The organism is Catellatospora vulcania, assembly GCF_009720385.1.
GTDB classification, from domain to species: Bacteria; Actinomycetota; Actinomycetes; order Mycobacteriales; family Micromonosporaceae; genus Catellatospora; species Catellatospora vulcania.
This window is the reverse complement of the sequence record NZ_WARX01000020.1, coordinates 274,771-286,756: the sequence shown is the minus strand read 5'-3', so window position 1 is coordinate 286,756 and position 11,986 is coordinate 274,771. Positions and strand designations below refer to the sequence as shown.

The 11,986-nt window shown below is 72.1% G+C and carries 4 protein-coding genes; 2 read left to right on the top strand and 2 right to left on the bottom strand.

What is annotated here, in order from left to right; genetic code table 11:
• Window positions 1–243 precede the first annotated feature (243 nt).
• Together F6W97_RS34490 and F6W97_RS34485 are read right to left on the bottom strand one after the other, a co-directional pair.
• Window positions 244–627 carry a hypothetical protein gene (locus F6W97_RS34490; RefSeq protein ID WP_155374734.1) on the bottom strand — a complete coding sequence of 128 codons (384 nt, stop codon included), beginning with the start codon at window positions 625–627 and terminating at the stop codon, window positions 244–246.
• Window positions 624–1,067: a YbaB/EbfC family nucleoid-associated protein gene (locus F6W97_RS34485; RefSeq protein ID WP_196279445.1), complete on the bottom strand. Its 444-nt coding sequence runs from the start codon at window positions 1,065–1,067 to the stop codon at window positions 624–626. Before F6W97_RS34485 ends, F6W97_RS34490 begins: the two co-directional genes overlap by 4 nt.
• Before the next feature lie 192 nt (window positions 1,068–1,259).
• Here F6W97_RS34485 and F6W97_RS34480 point away from each other — a divergent pair, with 192 nt between their 5' ends.
• Both F6W97_RS34480 and F6W97_RS34475 read left to right on the top strand, forming a co-directional pair.
• Window positions 1,260–11,375 (top strand): toxin glutamine deamidase domain-containing protein, encoded by a 10,116-nt coding sequence (locus F6W97_RS34480; RefSeq protein ID WP_155374732.1) that lies wholly within the window; start codon window positions 1,260–1,262, stop codon window positions 11,373–11,375.
• Window positions 11,372–11,944, top strand: coding sequence for a hypothetical protein (locus tag F6W97_RS34475; protein ID WP_155374731.1), 573 nt, complete (start codon window positions 11,372–11,374; stop codon window positions 11,942–11,944). The genes F6W97_RS34480 and F6W97_RS34475 overlap by 4 nt, the downstream gene beginning before the upstream one ends.
• The last annotated feature ends 42 nt before the right edge of the window (window positions 11,945–11,986 follow it).

Below are 11,986 nucleotides of genomic sequence, written 5' to 3'. Positions count from 1 at the left end.
CGAGCGGGGTGCGGCGCGCCGAGCGGGGTGCGGCGCGCCGAGCGGGGTGCGGCGCGGGGCGCGGGGTGCGGCGCGGGGCGCGGGCGGTGCGGTGCGCTCGGCGTGGGGCGCTCCGGCCATGATCGCTGTTTCGGGTCAGAAGGTGAGGTCTGACCCGAGTTTTTGACCGGAAACAGCGATCATCGTGGCGCTGGCGACCATCGCGGCCGCGAGCGGTGCAGCGGCGCGAGCGGTTGGCCGTGGTCAGACCGGGATGTCGGGTTTGTGGTTGCCGGCGGCGTCGGTGCGCTTGGCGGCGGCCACGTCGGTGTCGGTCGTGACGGTGGCGGCCTGGGTGATGTTGCCGCCCATGGACTCCAGGGCCGTGCCCACCTGCCGCCACAGGGCGAGGATGTTAGGCGCGATCTCCGAGTAGCCCTTGTCCAGTGCCTTGCCGACGTCGTCCATCCCCCAGGGCTTGGCCTGCCCGGCCGACTCGATGCTCGCCCCGGTGCCGTTGCGCAGCGCCGTCACGTCCTTGCCGGCCGCCGTCATCCGGCTGCCCGCGTCGCGGGCCAGGTCCAGGTCGAGGTGTGTGCCGTCGCCCGCGGGCCAGCTCATCGGGCGGATCGGGATCCCGTCGCTCATCGGCCGGCTCCGGGCTCGTCGCGCGGCTCCGGGCGGTAGTCCATGATGTCGTCGTGCCGCTTGAGCAGGTCGTTCATGTCGTTGGTACGCAGGAACGTCACCGCTCCCGAGTCCTGCGGCATCACCTCGGCCATCAGACCCGACACGCCCGCCCCCGCGGCGTCGGCCGCCCGCGCGACCGTCTTGGTGATCTCCTCGGCGAGCCCGGCGGCGCTGTAGTTGCGCAGCGCGGCGGGCTCCAGCTCCAGCTTGACCAGCCGGCCACGGGCGTCGACCGACACCTTGATCAGGCCGTCGCGCGACTTCTCCGTCGCCCGGTAGGCCTTGAGCTTGGTCTGCAGGTCGCCCATGCCGTTGCGCAGCCGCGTGTACTGGTCGTGCACCTGTGCGAAGCGTTCCCGCAGCGCCCAGTTGGCGTCGCGATCGGAGCGTTGTGCCACGGCGGCTCCTTCCCTCGTGCGGCCGGAGGCTGTCGACTCTAGCCGGGTTGCGCATGGCATGCCGCAACCGGGTTGGCGCGCTCTTGTCCGGATCGAGTAACTTACCCAGAGCGCCTGCGCGCCACCGGATGTCCCGTGCCCCGGGCACGGACCGGGGCCGCGCGGGAAGGCCGAACTCTGGGGAGGGTGCGGATGTCGTGGTTGCCGTCGCCGATACCGCATCCGCTGTCCTACTTCGACGCACCGGGGTGGATGAAGGAATGCCTCGACTGGGTCATCGGCATGGACTGGCCCGAAGGCGACGAGCAGGCCACCTGGGACATCGCCGACGACTGGTACGCCGTCGCCGGTGACCTCGCCGACCCGCTGACCGAGTCGGAGCGGGCCGCCCTGGACGCGGTCGCCGCGTTCGGCGGCGCTGAAGGCAAGGTCGCCGCCGCGATCAAGGAGGCCTGGGGGCAGATCGGCAGCGGCGAGGAGAAGTCCGCGCTGCAGGCCGCCGCGTACGTCGCGGGTGCGCTCGGCGAGATGCTCGAAGGCGGCGGCTGCGACATCCAGGGCGCCAAGCTGGAGTACTACATCGAGCTGGGTCTGCTGCTGATCGAGCTGATCGCGCTGGCCGTCGCCGCGTTCTTCACCTTCGGCGCGTCCACCGCCGCGGCCGGCCCGGCCTGCATGGCGACCCGGTTCGCCATCAAGGAGATCCTCAAGCGGCTGCTCAAGTCGCTGATCGAGCGCGGCATCAAGCGCGCCCTCAAGGACAAGCTCAAGGACCTCGGCAAGGACTTCGGCAAGAAGCTCGGCAAGTGGGCGATCAAGGCCGGCAAAGAGGGCCTGGACGAGATGAAGGAGGAGCTGCTCACCCAGGGCGCCATCCAGTCGTATCAGACCGCGACCGGCCGCCGCGACGGGCTCGACCTCGGCGATCTCGCGATGGCCGGCTGGGCGGGCTTCGCCGGCGGCGCGGCCAGCACACTCGCGGGCGGCCACAACGGCGGCTTCGTCAGCAAGGTCTCCCACGGCGTACGCGGCGAGGTGCTCGGCGACGTCGGCGGCTCGCTGGCCACGGGGCAGATGCCCGACGTCGGCAACCTGGGCATGGCGGCGACCTCGGGCGCGCGTTCCAGCGTGACCAGCCACCTGACCGGCGAACTCAACAACATGACGAACAACATCGTCAGCAACCTCGCCGGGACCGGGCTCGACGGAGATCCGAGCACGAACATCACCACCGCCGCGGCGGCCACGGCAGCCGCGGGAGGCAGCGGTTCGGGAGGCTCCGGCGGCCCGCACGGCGGGACCACGGGGTCCGGCGGCTCGGGCGGCGGCTCGGGTGGGGGCTCCGGCGGTTCGCACGGCGGCTCCGGCACCGGCTCGGGCGGCTCGGGCGGCCTGGCCGGGGTGGCCCCGCCCGAAACGACCGCGGCCCCGGCGGCTCCTGCCGCCCCGCCACCGGTCGCGAACGTCTCCGCGCAGGCCAACACCGTGATCGCCCCGGCGGCGGCAGCTCCGCAGAGCATGGCCTCCCCGGCCGCCGCCGCACCTGCGGCCGCCGCCCCCGCGTCCGGGCTGGCAGGCACGTCAGCCGCCCCGGCAGCGCCGTCCGTCGCGCCCTCGGCGGGCGCGTCGGCGTCCACCTCGGTGTCGTCAGGGTCCGGGGGTCTGTCCGGCTCGGCCTCCGGCGGCGGCTCGACCTCGGCCGGCGGAACCTCGCCGAGCACGGGCTCCGCCGCTGGCGGTAGCGGCACCGGCTCGGGCGGCCCGTCCGGGTCCACGTCCACGTCGGGTTCCGGCACGGCCCCCGGGTCGAACGCATCGGGGTCGAACACGTCCGCTTCGACCAGCGCGAACCCGGCGAGCAGCGCGCGGCCCACCGCGGGTGTCACCGTGACCGGCCCGTCGACACAGGCCGGCCTGACCGCGCAGACCGGCACGCCGACCCAGACCGGCCCGTCCGTCCAGGCCAATGCCTCGACGACCACCCCGTCGACGCAGACCAACGCCTCCGTGACGACGCCGTCCCCCACGACGAGCGCCACCACGACGAGCGCCACCACGACGAGCGCCACCACGACGAACGCCACCACGACGAACGCCACCACGACGAACGCCACCACGACGAACGCCACCACGACGAACGCCACCACGACGAACGCCACCACGACGAACGCCACCACGACGAACGCTTCCACGACCACGCCGTCCGCGCAGGCCAACGCCTCCACGACCAGCACGCCGTCCACGCAGGCGAACACCAACGCGCAGACGCCGTCCACGCAGACCGGGCCCACGGCACAGGCGAGCACCGGGGCGCAGACCAACCCGGCGAACCAGAGCGGCACCACCACCGGTCCGCAGGGCACGACCCCGTCCACCAGCACGCAGGGCTCCACGGCCACGCAGCAACCGGCGTCGCAGAACCCGGCCAACGCGCAGCACCAGGGGCAGACGACCGCGCCGCAGAGCCCGTCGACCAACCAGCAGCCGGCCCCGGCCCAGCAGACGCCGGGCGACCCGGCCCGCCCGCAGCCGGCCCCGGCCACGCAGACCGACCCTGCGACGCCCGTGGTCGCCGTCGTGCCCGGCACGGACACCCGCGGCCCCGGCCCGGACACCGACACCAGGCCCCCGGCCGCCGACGGGCGGCGCGACGGCGAGCGCAGCCGGGCCGAGGCGCGGCGCTGGAGCGACGCGTACCACGGCGGGTTGCGCGCGCAGCGGCGCGAGATCCTCGCCTCGATGGGCAGGCCCGGTGCGCTCGCCGCGGCGGCCTGGGACGCGCTGAACCGCCACGACGGCGCGGACTTCACCCGCGGCGGCGTCACCACCGACGACACCTCGGCGCTGACCGGCACCGATCAGCCGCCGTCGGTCGACGCGACCCGCCGCTACGACCAGCGCGGCGGCTACCGCCCGGTGCTCACCCAGCACCAGCTCGACCTGGAGAACGCGGTCCCGCGCGACGCGGACGGCCGCCCGCTGCAGTTCCCGCCGCTGCGCTCGGGATGGCTGCGCTTCGCCAACGACGGCGGCCCGCAGGCCGACCCGACCCGCGCGGTGAACTGCGTCGACGTGCTGCTGTCGGTCGCCGACACGTGGCTGCACGGACGGCCGCGCTGCGCCGCGCCGCGTACCCTCGACGGGTTTGCCAGCGGGAACCCGGACCATCCGTCCGGCCCGGAGCCGCGCGGGCCGCATCGCATCGAGGACTTCTTCGGCGGCCGGTTGCAGCAGCTGTGCCCGGACACCCGGGGCCTGGACCGCCAGGCGGCCCGGCAGACGGTCGACGCGTCGTACGCCCGCCTGGCCGACCAGCTGCGCCAGGCCGGACCGGGCGCGATGGCCGTGATCATCCACCACTCGTCCGACGGCACCGCGCACACCTGGCCGGTCTTCAACGACGGCGGCGTCATCATGTACGCCGACCCGCAGCAGCCGCCCGGCACGCCGACGACCACCCCGCCCTACACCGACGGCATCATCCAGATGGACGCCATGGTGATCGGGCCGGACGGGGAGCAGTCCGTGATGGACGGCGCGCCGACCGGGGCCTGGTCGCAGTACCAGGGCCAGCCGGACCCGGCCGCCGCCCCGGCCGGGGTGCACGCGACGCAGCTCGACGCGGACATGCAGCGCCCGCTCACCGACGAGGAGATGGCCGACCTCGGGGTGGGCGAGGCGACCATGGCCGACCTCGGCTATCCGGACCCGTCGGTGCTCGACGACGCCGAACGGGCACGGCTGGAGGCGCTGCTGCCGCAGACGGCGCTGACCAACCCGCAGGACCTGCGGTTCACCCAGCGTTCGGTCAGCCCGAACAGCGGCGACCTGAGCATGGACGAGTTCGCCGCGCAGATGGCCGAGACCGGCTGGCGCGGCGGCCCGGCGCACGTCATCGCGTGGGGCGACGGCTCGATGTCCAGCATGGACAACCGCCGGATGCGCGCCGCCCGGGTGGCGGGGCTCACCTCGGTCCCGGTGTGTGTGCACCGGCCGGACGAGCCGCTCAGCAGCATGCCCGAGGCCGAGGACCCGGATCGCGACAAGTACCGCAGACCGCTCGCGACGGACATCCGGATGGTCGACGGCCGCCTGGTGGTCGGCGGCGACCGCGGCCCAGTGGTTCACCAGGCAGGCACGGTGCCCACGACCTTCGGTGAGGCGGCTCTGTTCCGTGCCGCCGAGCAGCGCAGCCTGCTGCCGGGCCGCCTTTACGGCTCGGACGTCACCCCGGCGACGATCGGCAAGCCGCCCGGCCCGGACCGTCCCCTGGTCGAGCTCAACCCGCACCAGCAGGAGGTGCTGAACGACCTGCGCGCGGCTGCGGTGAGCCGAGCGGAGACGGCGCTACCGGTGCTGCGCCGTATCGCCATAGACCTCAACGCGGCGCGGAACGTCACCACCGACAGGGTGCTGGACGAGGAGATCGAAGGCGATCCGAACGACCCGGACTTCACGCCGGAGCCCGAGCCGCAGGTGCGGCTTCGCGGCACCGGGCAGATGGTCAAATCGCAGAGCTCGCTGGAGCGCAAGTTCTGGACCGAGGGCCGGCGGCAAGGTGTCGACCAGTTCGCCGGCGAGGTCAACGATGCGGCTCGGTTCAGCCTGCAGTTGCCCGGCGGCCCGGAGTACATGGGCAGTTTGCGTCAGGCGATCGCCGCGTTGGAGGACGCCGGTTACGAGCTGACCGATCTCAAGAACTTCTTCCGGCCCGGCAACCGCTACCAAGGTCTGAACGCCACCTTCAAAGCCCCCGACGGCGGCTTGATGGAGATCCAGTTCCCCACGGCCGAGTCGTTCCGCGCGTGGGAACAGACGCATGACGCCTACGCGGTCTTCCGTCAGAAGAACGAGCTGGAACCGCGCCGGGTGCATGCGCTGCTGAGCATGCTCGCGGTCAACCGTGAGCTCGGCCTCAACGAGGCCGTTCCGCCCGGTATCGACGATTTCGTGCGGGAGCGCTTCCCGGACCCCGACCCCTCGGACGAGGACGCTGAGCGGGTGCCGCCGGTGATCGACACCAGCCTCACCACCTGGATCTCCAACAAGCCCGAGATCTGGCAGGCCTACCGAGCGTGGTTGGATCAGCAGGGCGTCTCGCACGACGGCTTCGCGTCGATCCTCGCCGAGTTCGGCCTCGACAGCCAGGACACACCCGTCAACCCGGAACTGGCCGCCCGGCTGGAGGACATCGATGATTCGCTACTACCAGAGCTACGTCAGGCGCAAGGGGGACGGCCTGCCCCGGGGGATCTTCGTGACGGGGACGTACCCGGACGCGATGCTGTGGGACTACGACCAGAAGGCCTGGGTCTACGACCCGTGGTCGATCGACGAGTTCACGGACAAGCCGGAGAACGTGGAGAAGTTCGACCAGATCAGTCGGACCGAGGCGGAAGCCCTGATGCTGGAGATCACGAAGGGAACCGAAGCGCTCCCCGACGAGGAGACGATCCTCTGGATCTTCCAGTGGAAGGGAGCCCCGCCGCAGGACGAGGACTGACCCCGTCCGCGGACACGGCGGCATCGCCCGATCTCGCCACGGACGCGTCGGTGGACTTGTCCGACGCGGCGCAGCGCCCCGCCGGGACGCCGGCTGACCAGGCCGGCCCGCCCGCGGTGCCCGCGCAGCGTGACGGCGACACCGATCCGGGCGACCCCGCGCCCCCGGCGCAGCCGCCGGCGGGACCGCCGCCGGACCCGATGGGCCGCTTCTTCGGGCCGCCGCCGTCCGACCGGCCGGACGGCTACGAGGACGGCATGCTCGACGACGTCTACGAGCGGGCGCTGGAGGCATCCGAGCGCGTCCTGGGCGACCTGCAGCGGATGACCGCTGCGGTGGAGGCGGAACTGGGGCTGCCCGAGGGCTCGCTGCCGCTGCGCGATCCCGAGCACAGGGCCAAGAGCCGGGAGTCGCTGGAGCGCAAGTACCTGCTCGAAGGCCGGCAGGGTGGCCCGGAGCAGTTCGCGTCGACGGTCAACGACTCGGTACGCTTCTCGATCCAGCTGCCCGACGGCGCCGGATACCAGCCGGCGCTGGACGCGGTCGTCGCGCAGTTGACGGCGGCCGGCTACGAGCTCGAAGGAAAAATCAACAACTTCTGGCGTGCGGGCAACCGCTTCTACGGCATGAACACCACGTTCCGGGCGCCCGACGGCACTCTGTTCGAGGTGCAGTTCCCGACCGAGCGGTCCTACCAGGTATGGCACGCCACCCACCGCGACTACGAGGTGCTCCGGGACGACAGGGCCACCCCGGAGGCCCGGGTCCGGGCGTTCCTGCACATGCTGGAGGTCAATCGCCAGGCCGGTATGCTCGACGCCATTCCGCCGGGCGTCTCGGGAGACCGGGCCAAGGACGCGAGTCTGGCCAAATGGATCGTCAACAACGACCAGGTCTGGGGCGCGTTCACCGAGCAGCTTGCGGAGGAGGGCCGTACCGTCGGCGAGATCATCGCCGAGTACGACCTCACGCCGGACGACTTCCCGATCACCCCTGAGGTCGCCGCCAGCTTGGAGGAAATCGATGTTGTACTACAAGGCCATCTACCGCAAGGACATCGAGGACTTCCCGGACCAGGAGCCAGTGGGCCTGATCATCTCGGGACAGGGCTACCGGGAGCACATGATCTGGGACCATCGGGCCCAGAGCTGGCGGTACGACCCGGAGACGGCGGGGTACATCCTGGGCCGGGAGGACTACGACTTCCGGCGCAGGCCGGTGAAGCGGGCCGAGGCCGAGCAGATCGCGATGGCGATCACGAAGGGGACCGACCCGATGCCGAGCGAGGAGGAGATCCTCGAAGTGTTCCGGGAGTCCCACCGCCGCCGCGCAGCGGGGACGCTGGACTAGACAACGCGGGACCGTCCGATCCGGCAGGCCCACCGCCGGAGCCGATGGGCCGGTTCTTCGAGCCGGAGCCGACGCCGCAGGACCTGTCGCCCGAAGAGTTCGCCATGCTCGACGAGGTCTACGAGACCTCGCGGCAGCGCTCGGCCGAGATCATGGCCGACATCCAGGACTCGATGGCGGCCGTCAACGGCTCGCCCGAGCACTCGGGCGCGGACCTGCACCTGCTGGCGGACACCGACGACACCCGGTACAAGAGCCGGTCGTCGTTGCAGCGCAAGTACCTGCTGGAAGGCCAGGCGCACGGGCCCGAGCACTTCGCCGCCACCATCAACGACGCGGTGCGCTTCTCGGTCGTCATGCCGGACGGCGACGCCTACCGCCCGGCGCTCGATGCGCTGGTCGCCGAGATGGCCGAGCGCGGTTACGTGCTGGACGGGCCGCCGAAGGACTTCTGGCGTCCGGGCAACCGCTTCTACGGCACCAACGCCACGTTCCGGGCCGAGGACGGCACGTACTTCGAGGTGCAGTTCCCGACCCAGCAGTCGTTCGAGCTGTGGCAGCAGACCCACCACGACTACGAGGTGCTGCGCGACGACAGCCTGCCGGCCGAGCAGCGCCTGCGCGCCCTGCTGTCGATGATCGAGGCCAACCGCCGCGCCGGTATCATGGACGCGATCCCGGCGGGCATGGGCGGCGACTCGGCCAAGGACAACGGCCTGGCCAAGTTCCTCGCCGAGCAGCCGGAAGTGCTGGACGAGCTGCGTACGCAGCTGGCGCAGGAGGGCCGCACCCTCGCCGACCTGATCGCCGAGTTCGACCTCGACCCGGACGACTTCGCGGTCACCCCCAAGGTGGCCCCCAACCTGAGGGAAGAGGATGCTGCACTACTTCGCTCTCTACGTGAGGGACATCGAGTACCACCCGGACCAGGAACCGACGGGTCTGATCGTCAAGGGCCCGGGGACCCGGGAGGCGCTGATGTACGACCACCGAGCGGGGGGCTGGCGGTATCGCCCGGACGCGGTGTCGGAGATCATGAACAGCCTGAGCTGGGACGACCGGCGTCGTCCGGTGGACCGGGCGGCAGCCGAACGGATCTCGCTGGCGATCTCGCAGGGGACCGGCCCGCTGCCGAGCGAGGCGGAGATCGAGGAGATCTTCGCGGAGTCGCACCGTCGCCGCGCCCAGGAGACGCAGCCCTAACCGACGACGCGAACCAAACCGGCGATGCCGCCTTGGCCGGTGACGCCGACCCGGCGACCGCGGCCGACCCGCAGACCCCGCCGATGCCGGGCAGCACGCCGCCCGAGCCGGTCGGCATGGACCCGTCCGACCCGAACCACCCGCAGTGGCCGTACCGGGCCGGTCTGCAGACCCGGCGTATGTCGCTGGAGCTGCAGCGGCGTCAGCAGGAGGCGGACGCGCTGGCCGCGGAGGCGGCCAAGCACCTCGCCGAGATGCACAAGTACCGGTCCTGGGCGCAGTTCTACACCGAGCAGCAGCCCGACGCCGAGCAGGTCAAGCTGTGCGAGCAGTGGGCCGACCAGCACCAGCAGGCGGCCGCCGAGTTCGGCAAGTACTCCAAAGCGGCGTACAACGGGGCCTGGACCGCGAACCAGACCACCACCGTGCCGGACGCGGACTGGCCCGCGGCCAACACCGACGACGGCGCCCTCGACGGCGCCGACCCGGCACCCGACGGGCGCGTCTACGGCCAGCGCGGCGGGCTGCGCCCACCGCTGCAGCAGCACCAGGACGACCTGGCCGCGGCGATGCCGCGCGATCCCGACGGCAGCCTGCAAGCGCTGCCCGACCCGCGGGTGGGCAACTGGTTCGGGCTGGCCAACGACGGCGGCCCGGAACTGGATCCGGCTCGCGGCGTCAACTGCGTGGACTGCATGATCTCCGCGTGGCGGACCTGGCGGGGGCAGCCGCAGGTGTCCGCGCCGCGGACCTTCGACGCGTATGCCGGCACCGACGTCAACCAGGTCGCCAACGGTGAGACCGGCGGCATGGCGCGCGTCGCCGCGGCGGTCGGCGGGGCCTGGCAGACCGTGTTCCCGAACATGGCGACCGCCCCCGCCGCCCAGGTGCAGCAATGGTCCGACTGGGGCTTCGCGGCGGTCACGCACGAACTCCAGCAGGCCGGGCACGGCGCGGCGATGCTGATCGTCACCGAGTGGCAGGCCGGGTCGTCGCACGCCTGGCTGGCGGTAAACCAGAACGGCACGATCCTGTTCCTGGACCCGCAGACCCGCCAGATCAGCGAGAACGTGTCGATGTACGGGCACACCGGCGACCCGTCGAACACCGGCAACGTCGTCGGCATGCACGCGATCCTGCTGGACGCCCAGGGCGACCCGCAGCCGATCGGCAGCCTCGCCCAGACGTCGTGGGGCCAGGCGGCGCTCGCCCAGCAGCAGCAGCAACAGCAGCAGCCGTCGCCGCAGCCCGCGCCGGACCCGCAGCCCGCCCCGGATCCGGTCACCGATCAGCAGGCCGACCCCGACCCGCAACCCGGCCCGGCCACCGACGAGCAGGCGGCCCCGACGCTGGAGAACCAGGCCGCCGTGGATGAGCAGGCCGCTCCTGCGGTGGATCAGCAGGGCGGCGTGAGCCTGGAGAAGAAGGCCGCGCCGGATCAGCAGGGCGGCGTGAGCCTGGAGAAGAAGGCCGCGCCGGATCAGCAGGGCGGCGTCAGCCTGGAGAAGAAGGCCGTCCCCGAGCAGCAGGCCGGGCCTGTCCTGGAGAAGCTGGTCGATCCGGTTCCGGAGGAGCAGACGGGCCCGCAGGAACCGGCCGGTGCGCTGCCCGATCCGGGTGGTGCGCCGGCGGGTCAGCCGCCGGGTGAGGGCATCCGGCACGGCGGCGAGTCCGAGCCGGGCGCGCAGGACGACTACGCGAGGATCCGGGGCTGGGCCGACGTCGTCGACCGGGTCGCGTCATACACCGGGCACCCGCCGGAGATCATCGAGCGGGCCTGGCGGAACCTCTTCGTCGACACGCACGACGTCGCCGTCGGGCCGGGCCAGGTCGAGCGCGGTGTCTGGTTCCCGGCCTACCACCACAATTCCCGGCCCTGGCTGCGGGCCTACGCCGGGAACTTCCCGGACGACATCGAGGTGCGGGGCTTCGCACTGCTGCTGGCCCACGAATACGTGGAGTCCCGCCTGATCGAGGAGGGTGTGCCGTACAACTCCGCGGATCCGCGCTGCTGGGAGCCCGATGAGGACGAGGAGGGCGCGTGGGTCGAGGGCACCGCGGACGGTGTCTACGCGGCGCACTTCCTCGCGCCGCGGCACAACCCGCTGCACCAGTTCGTCCAGTACCGCGGGATGGGACTGGTGCCGCTGGACATGTCGGTGCTGGCCCCGGAGACGGGTGACCCCCTGAGCGTGGAGAATCTTGAAGCGGTGGTCAGTGCCGTGCTTGAGATCTTGAGGAGCCGGGGATGAAGGTGGAAGCGAGCACCGAGCAGCTGATCGCGCGGCTGGACGCCGTGGTCTGGGACGAGCGCCTCGACCGCAACGGATCGCGGATGAAGCTGATGCAGGAGTACCTGCGCCGGTCGGCGCTGTGGGCGCGGGCGCTCGGCCGCACCGAGTACTGGCCCTTCTTCGACATCGCCTCGTTCGTCGACCCCGCTGCCCGGATCGACGAGCAGACAGCCGCGGCGGTGCGCCGGCGCATGGGCGAGACGGGCGCGCGGCCGATGGACGTCACGATCGTCCGGTACCTGCTGGACTTCAGCACGCTGGAGTTCTGGCCCGACGGGCTGCCCGACCCGTTCGAGCCGCTGCTGATGGTGTACGAGCGCGGCGGGCCTTTCGACCGGGAAGCGGGGCGGGTGCTCATCGGATCCGCGGTGGGCATACCGGAGGGGACCTGGGAGAAGTATGTCGGCCGTCCGCCGCTGGACGACGTGAGCCCGGCGGCGCTGGACCAGCTCGACGAGGCGTGGCTGGCCCGGCGGGCAGAGCGGGCACGTGCTCACCAGGCCGGTGTCCAGCACCGCGACAGCTGATGGCTCGGCAGCACCGCGCGATCCGGCCGCCGTGGCCCGGCG